This is a genomic window from Herbiconiux sp. FW305-C-125 (assembly GCF_058783455.1).
Window position 1 is genome coordinate 1 of record NZ_JBYSYO010000006.1, and the last position, 16,920, is coordinate 16,920.

21 protein-coding genes and 1 pseudogene are annotated in these 16,920 nt (G+C 70.8%); 14 read left to right on the forward strand and 8 right to left on the reverse strand.

Going from position 1 to position 16,920, the window contains the following annotated elements; genetic code table 11:
• Window positions 1–358 (reverse strand): annotated as a pseudogene (locus AC3WLB_RS15045) (hypothetical protein); the annotation flags it as partial.
• Window positions 359–549: 191 nt separating this feature from the next.
• On the opposite strand from AC3WLB_RS15045, the gene AC3WLB_RS15050 reads away from it, so the two are divergent.
• Window positions 550–2,157, forward strand: a complete 1,608-nt coding sequence (locus tag AC3WLB_RS15050; RefSeq protein ID WP_492507297.1) for a carbohydrate-binding protein — start codon at window positions 550–552, stop codon at window positions 2,155–2,157.
• 1 nt (window position 2,158) lies between these two features.
• On the opposite strand, the gene AC3WLB_RS15055 is transcribed toward AC3WLB_RS15050, so the two are convergent.
• Entirely contained in the window at window positions 2,159–2,833 is a 675-nt protein-coding gene (locus AC3WLB_RS15055) for a cyclodeaminase/cyclohydrolase family protein (RefSeq protein WP_492507299.1), read from the reverse strand.
• 49 nt (window positions 2,834–2,882) lie between these two features.
• Window positions 2,883–3,719 (reverse strand): helix-turn-helix transcriptional regulator, encoded by an 837-nt coding sequence (locus AC3WLB_RS15060; protein WP_492507301.1) that lies wholly within the window; start codon window positions 3,717–3,719, stop codon window positions 2,883–2,885.
• 140 nt (window positions 3,720–3,859) lie between these two features.
• Between AC3WLB_RS15060 and AC3WLB_RS15065 the strand changes: the two genes are divergently transcribed.
• From AC3WLB_RS15065 to AC3WLB_RS15075, 3 genes are all read left to right on the forward strand, one after another.
• A complete protein-coding gene (locus AC3WLB_RS15065) occupies window positions 3,860–4,798 on the forward strand; it encodes an SDR family oxidoreductase (protein ID WP_492507303.1) in 939 nt (312 codons plus the stop codon).
• A gap of 34 nt (window positions 4,799–4,832) precedes the next feature.
• Window positions 4,833–5,354 (forward strand): hypothetical protein, encoded by a 522-nt coding sequence (locus tag AC3WLB_RS15070; RefSeq protein WP_492507305.1) that lies wholly within the window; start codon window positions 4,833–4,835, stop codon window positions 5,352–5,354.
• A 63-nt stretch (window positions 5,355–5,417) separates the two neighbouring features.
• Window positions 5,418–5,900 carry a pyridoxamine 5'-phosphate oxidase family protein gene (locus AC3WLB_RS15075; protein WP_492507307.1) on the forward strand — a complete coding sequence of 161 codons (483 nt, stop codon included), beginning with the start codon at window positions 5,418–5,420 and terminating at the stop codon, window positions 5,898–5,900.
• 65 nt (window positions 5,901–5,965) lie between these two features.
• Here the strand turns inward: AC3WLB_RS15075 and AC3WLB_RS15080 are convergent, their stop codons facing one another.
• Genes AC3WLB_RS15080 through AC3WLB_RS15090 form a run of 3 tightly spaced genes read right to left on the reverse strand, consistent with a single transcriptional unit; the run spans window position 5,966 to window position 8,180 of the window.
• Window positions 5,966–6,403, reverse strand: coding sequence for an SRPBCC family protein (locus AC3WLB_RS15080; protein WP_022896363.1), 438 nt, complete (start codon window positions 6,401–6,403; stop codon window positions 5,966–5,968).
• Window positions 6,404–6,448: 45 nt separating this feature from the next.
• Window positions 6,449–7,396, reverse strand: a complete 948-nt coding sequence (locus tag AC3WLB_RS15085; RefSeq protein WP_492507309.1) for an NAD(P)H-hydrate dehydratase — start codon at window positions 7,394–7,396, stop codon at window positions 6,449–6,451.
• A complete protein-coding gene (locus AC3WLB_RS15090; protein WP_492507311.1) occupies window positions 7,380–8,180 on the reverse strand; it encodes a histidine phosphatase family protein in 801 nt (266 codons plus the stop codon). Before AC3WLB_RS15090 ends, AC3WLB_RS15085 begins: the two co-directional genes overlap by 17 nt.
• Window positions 8,181–8,331: 151 nt before the next feature.
• Between AC3WLB_RS15090 and AC3WLB_RS15095 the strand changes: the two genes are divergently transcribed.
• Together AC3WLB_RS15095 and AC3WLB_RS15100 are read left to right on the forward strand one after the other, a co-directional pair.
• Window positions 8,332–9,405: an iron-containing redox enzyme family protein gene (locus AC3WLB_RS15095; RefSeq protein ID WP_022896366.1), complete on the forward strand. Its 1,074-nt coding sequence runs from the start codon at window positions 8,332–8,334 to the stop codon at window positions 9,403–9,405.
• Complete coding sequence (locus AC3WLB_RS15100; RefSeq protein WP_492507314.1) at window positions 9,398–9,655, forward strand: CDGSH iron-sulfur domain-containing protein; 258 nt, start codon at window positions 9,398–9,400, stop codon at window positions 9,653–9,655. Before AC3WLB_RS15095 ends, AC3WLB_RS15100 begins: the two co-directional genes overlap by 8 nt.
• Window positions 9,656–9,711: 56 nt before the next feature.
• Here AC3WLB_RS15100 and AC3WLB_RS15105 read toward each other — a convergent pair whose 3' ends face one another.
• Window positions 9,712–9,933, reverse strand: a complete 222-nt coding sequence (locus AC3WLB_RS15105; RefSeq protein WP_492507316.1) for a hypothetical protein — start codon at window positions 9,931–9,933, stop codon at window positions 9,712–9,714.
• Window positions 9,934–10,063: 130 nt separating this feature from the next.
• On the opposite strand from AC3WLB_RS15105, the gene AC3WLB_RS15110 reads away from it, so the two are divergent.
• The 7 genes from AC3WLB_RS15110 to AC3WLB_RS15140 all read left to right on the forward strand — a co-directional run bounded on the left by AC3WLB_RS15110 (window position 10,064) and on the right by AC3WLB_RS15140 (window position 13,532).
• A complete protein-coding gene (locus AC3WLB_RS15110; protein ID WP_022896369.1) occupies window positions 10,064–11,239 on the forward strand; it encodes a zinc-dependent alcohol dehydrogenase in 1,176 nt (391 codons plus the stop codon).
• Between the two features lie 20 nt (window positions 11,240–11,259).
• Window positions 11,260–11,550, forward strand: coding sequence for a hypothetical protein (locus AC3WLB_RS15115; protein WP_492507318.1), 291 nt, complete (start codon window positions 11,260–11,262; stop codon window positions 11,548–11,550).
• A gap of 45 nt (window positions 11,551–11,595) precedes the next feature.
• Complete coding sequence (locus AC3WLB_RS15120) at window positions 11,596–11,928, forward strand: DUF7882 family protein (protein ID WP_022896371.1); 333 nt, start codon at window positions 11,596–11,598, stop codon at window positions 11,926–11,928.
• Between the two features lie 266 nt (window positions 11,929–12,194).
• Window positions 12,195–12,527: a hypothetical protein gene (locus AC3WLB_RS15125; protein ID WP_492507320.1), complete on the forward strand. Its 333-nt coding sequence runs from the start codon at window positions 12,195–12,197 to the stop codon at window positions 12,525–12,527.
• A gap of 61 nt (window positions 12,528–12,588) precedes the next feature.
• Window positions 12,589–12,918, forward strand: a complete 330-nt coding sequence (locus tag AC3WLB_RS15130; protein ID WP_022896373.1) for a DUF7882 family protein — start codon at window positions 12,589–12,591, stop codon at window positions 12,916–12,918.
• Window positions 12,915–13,130, forward strand: a complete 216-nt coding sequence (locus AC3WLB_RS15135; RefSeq protein ID WP_492507323.1) for a hypothetical protein — start codon at window positions 12,915–12,917, stop codon at window positions 13,128–13,130. The genes AC3WLB_RS15130 and AC3WLB_RS15135 overlap by 4 nt, the downstream gene beginning before the upstream one ends.
• 84 nt (window positions 13,131–13,214) lie before the next feature.
• Complete coding sequence (locus AC3WLB_RS15140) at window positions 13,215–13,532, forward strand: DUF7882 family protein (RefSeq protein WP_492507325.1); 318 nt, start codon at window positions 13,215–13,217, stop codon at window positions 13,530–13,532.
• A 35-nt stretch (window positions 13,533–13,567) separates the two neighbouring features.
• Here the strand turns inward: AC3WLB_RS15140 and AC3WLB_RS15145 are convergent, their stop codons facing one another.
• The gene (locus tag AC3WLB_RS15145) at window positions 13,568–13,834 is read right to left on the reverse strand and encodes a hypothetical protein (RefSeq protein ID WP_492507327.1); all 267 of its coding nucleotides are present in this window, start codon (window positions 13,832–13,834) and stop codon (window positions 13,568–13,570) included.
• Between the two features lie 147 nt (window positions 13,835–13,981).
• Between AC3WLB_RS15145 and AC3WLB_RS15150 the strand changes: the two genes are divergently transcribed.
• Window positions 13,982–16,870 (forward strand): FAD-binding and (Fe-S)-binding domain-containing protein, encoded by a 2,889-nt coding sequence (locus AC3WLB_RS15150; RefSeq protein ID WP_492507329.1) that lies wholly within the window; start codon window positions 13,982–13,984, stop codon window positions 16,868–16,870.
• Window positions 16,871–16,920 lie beyond the last annotated feature (50 nt).

Here is a 16,920-nt window from a genome sequence, read left to right on the forward strand (position 1 = left end):
CGCGGGCCGAGTGGTCGGTGGTGAGCAGTTCGAGGGCGGAACTCAGGGACGCGTCGTTCTCGGCTGCCGAGGTCGACGCATCCGTTCCACCGGTCGCCCCGCCGGTGCTGCTGCCGCTGCCGAGCGACGAGCCGCCCGGAACGCTCGACAGGTCGGGCAGGCCCAGGTCGCTCTTCTGCTCGACGGTGCCGGAGAAGGACTGCACATCGGCCTGAGCGGCGAGCTCGAGCACGTCGTGCGGTGACTTCTCGGGGAGATCGGCCGAGGCGCCGGCGGCGAACGCGCCACCCGCCACGACGACGGCGACCACCGCGGGGGCCGCGATCGCGGGAACCCAGCGCTGCCACGTACGGGCCATGCTGATCAACTTCTTCCGGGCTGGCTGATGATGTGCATCGAGGCTACGCCGGTCAGCCGGGAGTTTGCTCCGATTGTCGCAACCCGGTCATCACCGATCTGTTCACCCGGCGGGATCCAAGGGGTCGACCGATCGCACTATGCTGTGGACACCGCAGGGGGCGGTGACGGACCGAGGGGACGGTGGAGCCGATGTCAGGCACCGGTGTCGGCACGAAGCGCTATTGGGTGCGCACCGCACTCGCGACCCTCGCCGTTCTCGGCGTCGTCGCGGTGGCGGCGGTGGCCGGAGCGTCGACGGGCGGGCCGGCCGCGGCGGCCGAGACCACCGGCTGCGCCGCCTTCAAGCAGCCGTACTCGGGCGACCCCGCCTACGCCAAGGGCGACAAGGTCACCTTCAACGGCAAGGCCTACGAGTCGACCTTCGCGCCGAACTGGTGGTCGCCCACCGCGGCGCCCCAGTACTGGAAAGAGACGACGTGCACCACGGCACCGGCCACGTCGGCGCCCGCGACGACGGCGCCGGCCTCGACGGCCCCCGCCACCACGCCGCCGGCCACGACGGCACCGCCCACCACCTGCCGACCGTTCGCGCAGCCCTACTCCGGCGACCCCGCCTACGCGAAGGGCGACAAGGTCACCTTCAACGGCAAGGCCTACGAATCCACCTTCGCGCCCAACTGGTGGTCGCCCGCCGCGGCGCCGCAGTACTGGAAGGAGACCAGCTGCGGCACCGACTCCACCACCCCGCCGACCTCACCACCCGCGACCACGCCACCCGCCACCACGCCACCCGCCACGACCGCGCCGCCGAGCACGACACCGCCCACCACCGGCACGCCCAGCGGCCTCGTGTTCACCCCCTATAAAGACATCGCGCAGGCCATGTTCTGGAGCACCGGCTACCGCATGGGCACCACCGCCGTCAACGGCTCCCCCGTACCGTTGGTGGGATCGGGTACCACTCTGAAGTCCACGCTGCCGCAGCTGAACGCGATCACCCTCGCCTTCGCGACCGGCACCTGCGGCACCGAGAACTGGGCCGGCGTGCCCGGAGCCGCGTTCGCCGCCGACAACATCGCCGCGCTGGATGCGGCCGGGTTCGACTACATCCTCGGCACCGGTGGCGCGGCGGGCAGCTTCAGCTGCTCGTCGGGCGCCGGACTGCGCACCTTCATCGACCGGTACGCGAGCGACAACCTCATCGGGGTCGACTTCGACATCGAGCGCGGGCAGTCGGGCGCCGACATCCGCGCCCTCGTCGGATCCGCGGCGGCGGTGCAGGACAGCTACCCGAACCTGCGCTTCTCGTTCACGATCGCGACGCTCGGAGCTTCGGACGGCAGCTGGGGCGGCGTGAACGCGACCGGCGACACCGTGATCGACGCAGTGCTCGCATCGGGCCTCCGCAACTACACGATCAACCTGATGGTGATGGACTACGGCCCCGCCTCCGCGTCGGTGTGCGTGCTCTCCGGCTCCACCTGCGACATGGGCAAGTCCGCCGTGCAGGCGGTGAAGAACCTGCGCCACAGCTACCCGGCCGTGCCGCTCGAGCGCATCGAGCTGACCCCGATGATCTCGGTGAACGACATCCGCGACGAGGTGTTCACGCTGCAGGACGTCGACGAGATGACGGCCTACGCCGTGCAGAACAAGCTCGCGGGCCTCCACTTCTGGTCGCTCGACCGCGACGTGCCATGCGGCTCGACCGCCCTCTCCGACATCTGCAACTCCGCCCCCAGCACGCCGGCCCTGGCGTACACGAAGCGCTTCCTCGCCGCCCTCGGCCGCCTCTGAGTCAGTCGGCCGACGCCGACGGGGTGTCGGTGGGGGCGGCTCGGTCGTCGACGGCGGCGAGCACGAGGTCGAGGCGGGCGAGGGCCGCGTCGAAGCGCTGCACATCCGCCCAGAGGGCGGGGTTCTGCCGGTGCACCTCCGGCAGCGACAGACCGGATGCGGTGAGCGAACCGAGATCGAAGCTCACGTTCGTGCGCGCCCCCGTGAGCGCCGCGCGCAACGCCCCGCCCGCCACCACGACGTCGGCGATGAGCGCGCGGTTGCCGTGCCGCGCCAGCCACTCGAGGTCGGCGACGGCAGCCACCGCACGGTCTCCCACCTCGGCCGACGTCGACGCCGCCTGCACCGACGCCGCGCGGATCGCCTCGTCGCGTCGCGGCCCGCGCTCCAGCCGGAACGCCGCCCCGAAGGCCGCCGACGCCGTCGAGTCGGCGTCGGCGAGGGCGAGCGCGTCCTCCCGGAGCGCCTGCGCACGGGCGGCGAGGGACTCGAGGGTCGGGCCCCGCGCATCCGTCGCATCGGTGTAGCCGGCCACCATCGACATGAGCGACGCCGCGATGGCGAGCATCACCCCCGCGCCGGCACCGCCGCCGGGCGAGCCCGTGGCCTCGGCGAGCGCCCGCGTCCACGCGTCGACGGTGGAGCCGTGAGTGTCTGTTTCGCGCGCATCCACCATCCGGTCAGTCTGCAACCCGGCGATGCCGGCGGCAAGCCGGCCGCGCCCGTCAGCCGCGGGGCGCCAGCACCGCGAGCAGCTGCAGCTTCTCGTACGAGGGCGAACCGGGCAGCGCGGTGTAGACCAGCAGGGCGTGCGACTGCACCGGATCGACGAGGGTCTGGCACGCGAGCTCGAGCTCGCCGAGTTCCGGATGCACGTAGTGCTTCGCCTCCCGCGGTCGCAGCCCGACCTCGTGCCGCTCCCAGAGCATCGCGAACTCCGCGCTGAGCTCGAGCAGCTCATCCCGCAGCCGCGCCGCCCGCGACTCGGGACCCCGGCGGGCCACGACCTCGCGCAGCCCGCTCGCCCACAACCGGGAGAGGTAGTCGTGGTCGTCGGCGGCATAGATCGCGCGGCTCGCCGGATCGGCGAACCAGCGGTAGCCGAGGCTGCGCCACGGCCCCGTGAACGCTGTGGTCTCACCCGTCAGCGCGACTCCCAGTGGGGTCTGCCGCAGCGTCTCCCCGAGTTCGGTGACGACCTCGGCGGGTGTGTCCTGCAACCGGTCGAGGATGCGCAGCATGCCGGGCGAAATGTGGTCGCTCGACGCCCCGCGTAGGGGCGGCTGATGCCCGGCGAGGCGGAACAGGTGGTCGCGCTCGTCGACCGACAGGTGCAGCCCCTGAGCGATCGACGCGAGCATCTGTTCGGAGGGCTGCGGCCCGGTTCCGCGCTCGAGTCGCGCGTAGTAGTCGGGCGACATGTGGCTGAGCACGGCCACCTCCTCGCGCCGCAATCCGCTGGTGCGGCGGCGCTGGCCGCGAGCGAGCCCCACGTCTTCGGGCTGCAACGACTCGCGGCGGCGCAGCAGGAACTCCCCGAGCCCCGTTCGGTCGATCTCCATGCGCATCCTTCCCGCCTCTTTCCTATCGTCACCCAGGGGCAGCGGAACAGTGACCTGACGAGTCCTGGTTCGCGGGGGGCGACCCGGCGAGAGTCGTAGGGCGCCACCCACCGCGGCGGGCGCCCAGCAGAGGAGTCATCGTGGCACACACCGACATCACCCTTCCCGACCTGAGCGGCCGGCGCGCCGTCGTCACCGGCGGCAGCGACGGCATCGGCCTGCAGATCGCCACGCGGCTCGCGGCGGCGGGCGCGGAGGTCGTGCTGCCGGTGCGCAACCCGCGGAAGGGGGCGGATGCGCTGGCGAGCATCCGCCGCGCGGCTCCCTCGGCCTCGGTGTCGGTGCGCGAGCTCGATCTCGCGTCGCTCGAATCGGTGGCACGACTCGGTGAGGTGCTGCAGGCGGAGGGCGACCCCATCCACCTGCTCGTGAACAACGCCGGCATGATGACACCGCCCGAGCGGCAGACCACCGTCGACGGGTTCGAGGCGCAGTTCGGGGTCAACCACCTCGGTCACGTCGCGCTCGTGTCGGCGCTGCTTCCGCTGCTGCGTGCCGGCGGCGGGCGGGTGACCTCGCAGCTGAGCGTGGCCGCGAACCAGGGCGCGATCAACTGGGACGACCTCAACTGGGAGCGCTCGTACAACGGCGGGCGCGCCTACAGCCAGTCGAAGATCGCGTTCGGGCTGTTCGCCCTCGAGCTCGACCGGCGCAGTCGCGCGCTCGGCTGGGGTGTCGAGAGCAACGTCTCGCACCCGGGGGTCGCGCCGACGAGCCTGCTCGCCGCGCGGCCGGAGCTCGGGCGGGCGACGGACACTCGGGCGGTGCGGATGATCCGGTGGTTGTCGGCGCGGGGAATCCTGCTCGGCACGCCGGAGACGGCCGCGCTGCCCGCGCTGTACGCGGCGGCCTCACCGGAGGCGCAGTCGGGGCGCTTCTACGGGCCGAGCGGGCCCGGCCACCTCGGCGGCGGCCCGGCGGAGCAGAAGCTGTACTCGCGGCTTCGGAACGAGACGGAGGGGCGGCGGGTCTGGGAGGTCTCGGAGGAGTTGACGCGGATCGCGTTCCCGGTGAGCTGAGGCGGCGCGCGCTCCCGGGGGGCATGCTCGAAGCATGAGCGACTCGAGCGACCGCAGCAGCACCAGCGCCACGACCCGCACCAGCGACAACACCCGCACCGGCGACGGCACCCGCACCGACGGCGGCGACCGCGAGAGGCCCGCGCCGGCGCACCGCCGCCCGGCGGGCGTCTCCGACGAGACGGTCGCCGCGCTGGGCAAGCTCTCCGAAGCCCTCGAGGTGGTGGAGCAGGCGCGCGGCATGCTCTACGGCTTCCACCGCTTGACGGGAAAGGCCGACCTGGCGCTCGGGGAGGCCGTCGAGGCGCTGCGCGATGCCGGGCACGCCCCGCTCGCCGACCGCATCGAGCGCGATCTGGTTGGCCGCAACGTGCTCGAGGGCCGGTGGACCTTCCAGCTCGTCGAGGAGTACGACGACGGCTACTACCGCGAGTTCCGCGAGACCGAGCGACAGGCCCGCGAGGAGCTGGCGGAGGGGCGGCGGCATCTCTTCGAAGCCGAACTGAAAGAGGAGCGGCGCAGCCACGGGCGCCGCCACCACGAGGCCACGCCCTGACCCGCGCGTTCTCGCGCCGGCAACCCCGTGCCGAAGTCGCCCGGTCGCAGTACGGTCGGTCGCATGACCGAGGACAACGACCCCATCAGCACTCTCGCCAAGCTCATCAAGGACTTCCGGTTCGCGATGCTCACCACCGTCGGCGACGACGGAAAACTCGTCGCGCATCCGCTCACCATTCAGGAGACGGAGTTCGACGGCGATCTCTGGTTCCTCGTCTCGAAGAGCGCCTCGTTCGTCGAGCACCTCGAGCGCAGCGACGTGGCAGGCGTGTCGCTCAGCTCGAACGACTCGTGGGTCTCGCTCGCCGGGACGGCCGGCCTCGTCGACGACCGCGCCAAGGTGCACGAGCTCTGGAACCCGATGGTGGAGGCCTGGTTCACGAACGGGCCCGACGACCCCGGGGTGGGTGTGCTGAAGTTCACGCCCGAATCGGCCGAGTACTGGGACAGCCCGGGTGGCATCGTCGCCTCCGCGGTGAGCGTCGTGAAGGCGAAGATCACGGGCGAGCCGTACGACGGGAAGAGCGCGAAGGTCGAGCTCTGACGCGTAACTACGCAAATGAAGAAGACCGACGCCGTATATGGGGTCGGTCCTCTTCATTTGCGTAGTTACGCGCCACGCCCCTCGGCGATGTACGCCAAGCGGCGCAGCGTCTCGACGTTGCGGATGTGCAGGGGCACGTCGAGCAGCGGCTTCGGCACGAGCGCGCCGGGGCCGGCGACAGCCTCCTCGTCGATGCGCACGACGCATCCGTCGCCGCGCGGCTTGACCTGCAGCGTCACCTTCGCCTCGCCGATCGGCCAGCCCGCGGGTTTGATCACCATGCGGCGCGGCGGGTCCCACTCGAGCACCGTGGTGGTGTCGTCGATGAGCGCGGGCCACACGCCGAAGGAGTGGTGCAGCTTGCTGCCCTCGGCGGGCCAGGATGCGTCGACGGCCCGCATGCGCGAGGCGCCGACCACCCAGGTCGGGAACACCCAGCCGTCGGCGAGCACGGCGAAGACCGCATCGGGCGAGCAGTGGAAGCGGCGGATGTTGGTGGACAGGTGAACTCCGATCGTGGCGGATGCGCGTGGTTGGGGAGTGCCGGGTCAGCCGATCTCGACGAGCACCCGCGGCAACTCGGCGAGGAGCTCCCGGGCGAGGAACCCGAGCGGACCGACGGAGACGGCGAGCCGATCCCCCGCCGCCGCGTGGGCGTGGGTCGCCCAGACGGCGGCCTGCTCGGGGCTGGTTCCGCGGGCGCACAGCCCCGCTATGGCTCCTGCGAGCACGTCGCCGGAGCCCGAGGTGCCGAGGCCGCCATGGCCGGTGCCGAGCAGCCAGAGCCGGCCGTCCGGATGCGCCACCCGGCCCTGGCACGAGACGACGGCACCGTAGGCGCTCGCCAGCCGGCGTGCCGCCTCGTCGAGTGCCGCGTCGTCATCGGGGTCGGTGCCGTCGTCGTCGCCGGCGCCGCTGTCGCCGTCACCGTCGAGGGCGGCGAGAAGCCGGTCCGCCTCGCCGATGTTCGGGGTGAGCACGAGGCGCCCCGCCAGCGCGTCACGGGCCGCCGACCGCGGCAGCACACCCAGGGCGTAGGCGTCGAGCACCACCACGGTGTCGTCGCCGACCAGCGACGGGAGCCGGTCGACGAGGCGCAGCGCCTGGTCGCCGTCATCGAGTCCGGGGCCCGCCAGCACCGCGTCGGCAGCACCGAGGTCGTCGGCCGCCGCCTCGATCGCGGCACCGTCGATCTGCTGCTCGTCGGTCTCACGCAGCGGCACCACTCCGCTCTCGGGCAACGCGACCGCGGCCGCGATGGCGACGCCTTCGGCCAGGGCGACCGTGAGCCGTCCGGCCCCCACGCGCAACGCCGCCTCCGCGGCAAGCAACGCAGCACCGGGCGAGCGGCGATCGCCGCCCACCACGACCACCTGCCCCCGGTCGTACTTCGAGGCGCCCGGCTCCGGCAGGGGCCACTCGCGCAGCAGCGCCGGGGTGATGGTCACGGCTTCGCCGGCGTCGGCGGGCACGGCCTGGTCAGTGGATTCGGTCATCGGTTCCTCCCGGAAGATCGCCGTCATGATGGCGCGGTGGCGTGCCGCCGGGGTGCTCGGCGGTGTCGCCGGAGTGCTCGGTGGGCGGAGCCCCGAGCCGGTCGAGGTGCTCGTGCTCGGCGAACGCCACGCGTTGCCAGCGCCCCACCCCGCTCGGCCGCACCAAGCGGGTCACCGAGGCGTTGGTGACGGTGTGGGTGTGCGTGAAGTCGAGCAACTCCTCCTCGCTCAGCTCGTTGCAGATGTAGAGGAAGAGCAGCACCACCGCGTCGTGCGCCACCACGAGCACGGTCCCGTTGTCGTCGTCGGCATCGACGTCCTGCAGGAACGAGCGGATGCGCAGCGCGACATCCGCCCACGACTCACCGCCCGGGGGCCGGTAGTAGAACTTGCCGAGCCAGCGGCGGCGCGCCGCTTCGCCGGGGAAGCGGTCCTCGACCCCGGCGGCGGTGAGCAGGTCGAGCACGCCGAGCTCGCGGTCACGCAGGCGTTCGTCGACGCGCGTCGGCATGTCGAGGCCGGCTTCGGCGAGCGCGATGGCGATGGTCTGGCGGGCGCGCAGGTACGACGAGCTCCAGACGGCGGCGGGCACCCCGTAGTGCGAGTGCTCGTCGATCCACCGGCCGAGCGCGGTGGCCTGCTGCTCGCCGACCGGGGAGAGCGGTACATCGGCGTCCCGGTGGTCCACGTCGATGGTGAGGGCGCCGGACTGCTGCGCGGCGGTCGCGATCACGTTCGCGACGCTCTCGCCGTGCCGCACCAACCAGATCTCAGTGGCTCCCATCTGCTCACCGTATGACGATCGGGCGGGCGCGCCACCCCCTCGCTCGCCCTAGCAGATCGTGACGCCGCTGACCAGTCTCTGGCCGAAATCCGTGCCGAGCGTAGCGTCGACGGCACCGGAACGCCGGCGTTCCGCACACGAAAGCGGCCTCATGCATCTCCCCACACCCCGCGGCGCAGTCAGCACCGCCCTCATCGACATCCTCCAGCACGGCGACGAGCCGGCCGAGCGCTTCGGCGCGCTGCGCGATCTGGTCGAGGCCAAGCTCGTCCTCATCGACGACCTCCTCACCGACGACGACGTGCAGATCACGTTGTTCACCCTGTACGAGCTGCACTACCTCGGCTTCGACGACGTCGACGACGCGCTCGAGTGGCATCCGGAGCTGCTCCGGGTGCGCGCGATGATCGAGCTGCGGCTCGAGGAGCAGTTGCGCGCGGCCGTGCCGGTCACCGAGCATCCGCTGCCCACGGTCGACGGTGTCGCGGGCGCCCTGTTCCGCATGACGGCACCGGGCGCCGGCCCGAGCCTGTCGCGCTACGTCGCCAAGAAGGCCACCGCCGAGCAAGTCGCCGAGTTGCTGATGCATCGCTCGTTGATGCAGCTGAAAGAGGCCGACCCGCACACCTGGGCGATCCCGCGGCTGCATGGTGTGCCCAAGTCGGCGCTCGTGGAGGTGCAGGCCGACGAGTACGGGAACGGGCGCCCCGCGCTCATGCACAGCGCCCTGTTCGCGCGCACCATGCGCGGCCTCGGCCTCGACGACTCCTACGGGTGCTACGTCGACCGGTTGCCGGCCGTCACGCTGGCCGGGCTCAACACGATGTCGATGTTCGGGCTGCACCGGCGGCTGCGGGGGGCGATCGTCGGCAACCTCGCCGCCATCGAGATGACGTCGTCCATCCCGAACCGGCTCTACGGCGACGGCTTCCGGCGGCTCGGGCACGACGCCGAGACCACGCTGTACTTCGACGAGCACGTCGAAGCGGATGCGGTGCACGAGCAGATCGCCGGACGCGACCTGTGCGGCGCCCTCGCCGAGGCGTCGCCCGAGTTGCTGGGTGACATCCTCTTCGGCGCGGCATCCTGTCTCTACCTCGACGATCTCGTCGCCGACCACCTGCTCGGTGCCTGGTCGCGCGGCGAGTCGTCGCTGCGCGAGGAGCGCGAGGCGGGTGCCGGCGAGGCGGTCAGAACGCGCGTGCCGGGGAACTTCTATGGCTGACGAGGCCGCCGGCTGGCCGGGCGAGCTCGTCGGCGTCGGGGAGACCGAGATCGTGCCCTGCCCCGACGGGCCCATCCTGGTGCGCGGGAGCTTCACCATCGTCGGGGCCACCGGACCGAGTGTCGACCGCGGTCGCCGCACCGTCGCCCTCTGCCGTTGCGGCCTGTCGCAACGCAAGCCCTTCTGCGACGGCACGCACCGCGCGACCGGCTTCCGCACCGACGACCCGCCCCCGCCCACCGCGGCCTGAGCCGGATGCGCAGCCACGTCGCCTGCGATCGTGGCGGGAGCGGCGGATGGCCGGGGTCAGCCCCCGAGCGTGCCCGATTCGTCGACCGTGGTCGGCACCGGGCTCGGTGTCGGAGTGTCCGACACCGAGGGTGAGGGCGTGGGGCTGGTCTGGTACGGCCCGTTCTGCGCGCCCCCGTTGCACGCGGCGAGACCGGTGGCGAGGGAGCCCGCGAGCAGCACTCCGCCGACGAGGGCGAGGATGCGGCGGGCCGGCTGACGATTGGTGAGAGTGTCCATCCCTCCATCCAGCCCCTCCTGCCGCCGATCGCGCCGGGCTGGACAGATCGGGCGGGGACGGGTAGTGCGGGCATCCGAATACCCTGTCAACCCCCGGCGACGGATGCGCGGCGGGCGTAGGCAGGGACGCATGAGAGCTCTCACCTGGCAGGGAACCATGAACGTGCGCGTCGACGAGGTCGCCGATCCGGTGATCGTCGACCCGACCGATGCGGTCATCCGCGTCACCTCGACCGCGATCTGCGGCTCCGACCTCCACCTCTACGACGTGCTCGGGCCGTTCCTGGACAAGGGCGACATCCTGGGGCACGAGCCGATGGGCATCGTCGAGCAGGTGGGCGCGGAGGTGACCGGGCTCGCGGTGGGCGACCGCGTGGTCATCCCGTTCGTGATCGCCTGCGGCCACTGCTTCATGTGCAGGCAGGGGTTGACCACCCAGTGCGAGACCACGCAGAACCGGGCCACCGACACCGGCGCCTCGCTCTACGGCTACACCGAGCTCTACGGTTCGGTGCCGGGCGGCCAGGCCGAGAAGCTGCGGGTTCCGTTCGCCGACTTCAACGCGATCAAGGTGGGCACCGAGCTGCCCGACGACCGCTACCTCTTCCTCAGCGACATCCTGCCCACCGCCTGGCAGGGCGTGCAGTACGCCGAGGTGCCGGAGGGTGGCACGCTCGGCGTGATCGGCCTGGGCCCGGTAGGGCAATTCGCCTCCCGCATCGGGCGGCACCTCGGCTACCGCGTGCTCGCCGTCGATCCGGTGCCGGAGCGCCGGGCGATGGCCGCGCGGCACGGGATCGAGGTGTTCGACCTCACCGACGACGTGCTTCAGGTGCTGCGCGACGCCACCGACGGGCGCGGACCCGATTCGGTGATCGACGCGGTCGGGATGGAGGCGCACGGCAACCCGGGCGTCGAGTTCGCACAGTACGCCGTGGGCAAGCTTCCCGAACCGCTGGCGAAGAAGGCCATGACCACCGTCGGCGTCGACCGCCTCGCCGCCCTGCACCTCTCGCTCGAACTCGTGCGCCGCGGCGGCACGGTGTCGCTCAGCGGGGTCTATGCGGGAGCGGCCGACCCCGTGCCCTTCATGAGCATGTTCGACAAGGGCATCACGCTCCGGATGGGCCAGTGCAACGTGCAACGGTGGATCGACACGCTCCTGCCGCTGGTCGAAGACCCCGCCGATCCGCTCGGCGTCGACGACCTCGTGACGCACCACGTGCCGCTCGAGGATGCACCGCGCATGTACGACGTGTTCAAGAAGAAGGAGGACGGCTGCATCAAGGTCGTCCTGAAGCCCTGACGGACGACAAGGAGCACACCATGGCACTCGAAGCCGACACCACGACCCTCTCGCACCGTGACTTCAGCTACCAGCTGTCCGGCAGCGCACCCGCGTGGGCGATCACCCGCGACGACACGCTCTTCGGCCACCTCGTGATCAAATCCCCCGCCGGCGAGGAAGGCGAGCCGGTGTACACCATCCGCACGCCCGACGGGGAAGAGGGGAATGTCGAGGGCACCGACTGGGAGCAGATCGTGAAGGCCTACCTCAACGACGTCGACCCCGGCATCGCCCCCGCCTCGAGCGGGTCGTCAGCGGCCACGCCGTGACCGTCGCGCAGGGTGGTGCACCCTGCGCACGGTAGATTGTCGAGCATGGGCAAGTTCATCTATGGCGTGAACGGGTACGAACTCGAACTCGACGACCGCGTGCTGGCCCACGTGAAGATCGCGATGTTCACGAAGCTCCGGCGCAACGAGTCCTTCTCGTTCTCCTGGCGCACCGAGTCCGAGAGCGGCGGACGGCACTCGGTCTGGGTCAGCCCCTCGTCGATGATCCACTTCGAGTTCGAGAGCAGCGACCGGCCCGCACTCAACCGGCACTGGGTGCGCGACATGATCAACTCCGCCAACAACGGCGACCTCATGCTGACGAGCGAGCCCCCCGAGGGCCGGACGCCCGACGATCCGACCCAGGGTCGGTGGTAGCCGGGGGCTCCCCCTCCACTTCCCAGGGCTCGATCGTGAACTCCCAGGAGGTCGCCCGGTCGATGGCCTGGATGGCGGCTTCGCGGCTCGCGAACACGCCCACGACATCACGCGCCCACTCGGTCTGATCCAGCACCACCCACACCCGCACACGTCACCGCCACATCGATCGCTGTTTCCGGTGCCCTCGAACCTACGCCCCCTGACCGAGATCCCGCACGCTGCCGGAGATTGCCGAATGGGCCCGATCGAGGGTGAATGGAATCATGGAACGGATTCACTACGCCGGTGATTCGGTGCTCACCGGCACAGCCATCGCCCGGGCACTCCTCGAGTATGCGAACGCCCTCGCGAGACACCAGCTGTCCGCCACGGTCGACATACCGGTGCTGCTGCCGGACGGGTCGGTCGGCCGCGCCAACTTCCTGGTCGGCCCGGCCAGCCAGCTGGTCTCCGAAGCGGAGGACTCCGGGTTCCCGGAACTGACCGATCCCGAGCTGATCGAGCAGCTGAGCGGTGAGGTACGCCGGCTGCAGCCGGCGCACCCGGTCGCCGAGGAGCGGTCGAACGGCGACGAAGACCTCCTCGACGATCTATGAGAACCGCTTGCTTCAGCCGCCCGGAAGCAGGACAGTGGGCCTACAACGAAAAGAGGACGTCGTGGGAAAGCTGACGTACGACTCCACGCTCACGGTCGATTTCGACGACCGCACTCTCGCGCACCTGCAACTCGTCATCGGCGCGAAGCTCCGCCGGGGAGAGGCGTTCTTCTTCGGTTGGAAGGACGACCCGGCCAGCGGCGACGGGCGCACGACGATCTGGATCCATCCTGAGATCCCGATCTCGTTCAAGTTCTACGGCGGCCGGCAGCCGGCCATCAACCGCGCCTGGGTCGACCAGCTGATGCTCACGGCGAACTCGCCGCAGGGGCTTCAGATGGTCCCCGAGCCCGAGGAGAGCGCGGAGCGGGCGCACGAGGTGGCCGAATGATCCGGGTGGACATCCTGTACGGCGGTCGACCGTATTCCATCGGTCATCGCTCGATGGCCGACGTTCAGGCCGAGATCGCGTCCGGCCTCGACGGCGACGGCCGCTGCTGGCTCACCGTGAACTACGGCGAGGGCAAGGCACAGGAGACGAAGCTCCTGATCACGCCGGGCGTCGACATCGCGCTGATGGAGGTGGACACCTCCGACGAGTGAGTTCTCACTCCGGCCTTTTCAGGGCATCATGATTATGGGTCCGGTACAGGAGTCGTACCGCCCGATGATGAGGAGGACACGGCGGTGGGCGTGCTGTATTACGACAACGAGGGCTTCCCGATGGATGACCGGTTGATGGCGCATGTTCAGATGATCGTGACGATGAAGCTCCGGCGGAGTGAGAACTTCTTCTTGAGCTGGAGCATCGATGCGGCTGCCGGCGGCGGGCGCGAATCGATCTGGATCGACAACGGCGTGCCGATCCGCTTCAAGTACAGCGGCAGCCGGCCGGCCCAGATCAACCGGGAGTGGGCCGAGAAACTCGCGCTCGCCGCGAACACCAGCATCGGTCTCGTCATCAACGAGGCGACCATCGAGCCTGACAACATTCCTGCCACGTAGCGCCACCGCCCTCACCCGCGCGATGTCGCGCGGGGTCAGAAGTCGAAATCGGTGAAACGCAGGTCGACGTTGAGGTCGTCGACGACCTCGCCGCCCTCACGCTCCTCGGCGAGCGGGAGTTCCTCGATGCGCATCGAGGTGGCCGCGGTGACCAAGACGCTCACCACGCGCCCGGTGACCGCACGGATGTCGACGAACGCCGCCACCGATCGCACCGCCTCCTCGGCGGCCGCACGAATCCGCTCGATCTGATCGTCGGCGACGACCATCGAGTGCCCGTCGATCAGCACAACGAATGGCATCTGGTCTCCACCTCACGTCTTCGAAGTCGACCGTACGCCTAGATGACAGTGAGGCAACCCCGTTGACACCAGGAATGTGCGGATTGTTATCCGCCATCGCATTGTCGACTTGTCGAACAATATGATGGGGGAAACGGAAGGACCGTCATGGCCGCAGCCAGCATCGCCGCTCGATTCCACCCCGAGGTCGCCGACCCGGCTCAGGTATCCACCCGAGCCATCGACCTCCACGCCAACGCGCACGACGCCTCGCACTTCCTGCTCATCCCGGAGGCGTTCGTGATCGCGAAGGATGCCGGCGAGGTCGGCCGACTGCTCGGCGCGGCCTCGCGCACGGGCACCCCGATCACCCTCCGCTCCGGTGGGACGAGCCTGAGCGGACAGGGCGTCACCGACGGCGTGCTGGTCGACGTGCGCCGCAACTTCCGCCGCATCGAGGTGCTCGACGACGGCTTGCGGGTGCGGGTGCAGCCCGGCGCCACCGTGCGCCAGGTGAACGCTCGGCTCGCGCGGCACGGCCGCAAGCTCGGCCCCGACCCGGCGAGCGAGTCGGCCTGCACCATCGGCGGGGTGGTGGCGAACAACTCCAGCGGTATGGCCTGCGGCATCACCGGCAACACCTACCGCACGCTCGAGTCGATGACCGTCGTGCTGCCGAGCGGCACCGTGGTCGACACCGGAGCCCCGGATGCGGATGCCCGGCTCGCGCACGACGAGCCCGCCCTGGTCGTGGGTCTGCTGCGGCTGCGCGACCGGGTTCGGGGCAATGCGGAGTCGGTGCGCATCCTGGAGCACCAGTTCTCGATGAAGAACACGATGGGCTACGGCCTCAACGCGTTCCTCGACCACGACACCCCCGCTGAGCTGCTCGCGCACCTCGTGATCGGCTCCGAGGGAACGCTCGGCTTCGTGGCCGAGGCCGTGTTCGGCACCCTGCCGTTGCTGTCGCAGGCGGCGACCGGGCTGCTCATCTTCGACGACCTGCTGGCCGCCAACGAGGCACTGCCGGGCATCGTCGCGACCGGCGCCTCCGCCGTGGAGCTGATGGATGCCCAGTCGCTGCGGGTCGGCAAGGCCGAGGCCGACGCGCATCCGCTCATCCGCGACCTCGTCGTCGAGGCGCAGGCCGCGCTGCTCGTGGAGTACCAGGCGGCCTCCGCCGCCGAGCTCGCCGACGCCGAGGCGCTCGGCCGGCGCACGCTCGACGGCTTGCGGCTGACCGCCCCGGCCGTGCTCTCGAGCGACGCCGCCACCCGTGCGTCGCTCTGGCACCTGCGCAAGGGTCTGTACGCGACGGTGGCGGGCGCTCGCCCGTCGGGAACGACGGCGTTGCTCGAGGACGTCGTGGTGCCGGTGGAGTCGCTGGCGCGCACCTGCGAGCAGCTGATCACGCTGTTCGCCCGCTACGAGTACGCCGACTCGGTGATCTTCGGGCACGCGAAGGACGGCAACATCCACTTCATGCTCACCGACCTGTTCGAGGGCGCGGGTCTCGACCGCTACGCCGCGTTCACCGAGGACATGGTCGACCTCGTGCTCGGCGAGGGCGGCTCGCTGAAGGCCGAGCACGGCACGGGCCGCGTGATGGCGCCGTACGTGCGCCGGCAGTACGGCGACGAGCTGTATGCGGTGATGCGCGAGCTGAAGGGGCTGGTCGACCCGAGCGGGATGCTCAACCCCGGCGTCATCATCACCGACGACCCGGCCGTGCACCTGAAGGACATCAAGCGCACCCCCACCATCGAGGTCGAGGCCGACCGGTGCGTCGAGTGCGGCTACTGCGAGCCGGTCTGCCCGAGCCGCGACCTCACCCTCACCCCGCGGCAGCGGATCGTGGTGAAGCGCGCCATCGCCTCCGCCGTCGAGGCGGGTGACGACGCACTTGCGGCGTCGCTCGAGCGCGACTACGACTACCAGGGCGTGCAGACCTGCGCGGTCGACGGCATGTGCCAGACCGCCTGCCCGGTGCTCATCAACACCGGTGACCTCGTGCGACGGTTGCGCAAGACCGAGCACACCGCGGTCGAGAAGAAGGTGTGGAAGACGGCCGCCCAGCACTGGGGCAGCACCACCCGCATCGCGAGCACGGCGCTCACCATCGCGGAGAAGGTGCCCGACCCGGTCGTCACCGTGCCGAACCGGCTGGGCCGGGCGGTCGTGGGCGACGACGTGCTGCCGCTCTGGTCGGGCGAGCTCCCCGCCGGCGGGGCGCCGCGATCCCGCCCGGCGTTGCCGCCCGCCGCAGCGGCAGCGGCCGAGGCGGTGTACGTGCCGGCCTGTGTGAACGCGATGTTCGGCCCGGCGTCCGACCCCTCGGGGGCGACCGGGCCGGGGGTGCAGCGGAGCTTCGAGGAGCTGTGCGAGCTGGCGGGGGTGCACGTTCTGATCCCGGCCGACATCGACTCGCTCTGCTGCGGCACCCCGTGGTCGTCGAAGGGGCTGCCCGACGGCGCGTCGATCATGCGGCAAAGGGTGCTGGCGTCGCTGCGCGCGGCGACGCGCGACGGCGAGCTGCCGATCGTCTGCGACGCCTCCTCCTGCACCGAAGGGCTCCTGCACACGATCGAGGCCGATCCGGCGGTCGCCGCGGGGGCGAAGCGGATGCGCGTGGTCGACGTGGTCGACTTCGTCGCGTCGCGCATCCTGCCCGCCCTGCCGGATCATGCGCGGATCGAGTCGCTGGCGTTGCACCCCACCTGCTCGTCGACGCGGCTCGGCATCAACCCGCAGCTCACGGCGGTGGCCGAGGCGGTCGCCGAGACGGTGATCGTGCCCGACGACTGGGACTGCTGCGCGTTCGCCGGCGACCGCGGCATGCTGCACCCCGAGCTCACCGCCTCGGCGACGCGGGGCCAGGCGGCGGAGGTTCGGGCATCCGGCGCCGCCGCCCACGCCAGCTGCAACCGCACCTGCGAGCTCGGCATGACCCGGGCGACGGGAGCGGAGTACCAGCACGTGCTCGAGCTGCTGGCGGCGGAAGTGCGGAGCGCCGCGGCGGGGTCAAGCCCTCGAACGGGGGCCGGGGCGGATCGGTAGCGGATCACTAGCATGGGTGGACGCATCGGTGCGTCTCGTTTGTGATCGTT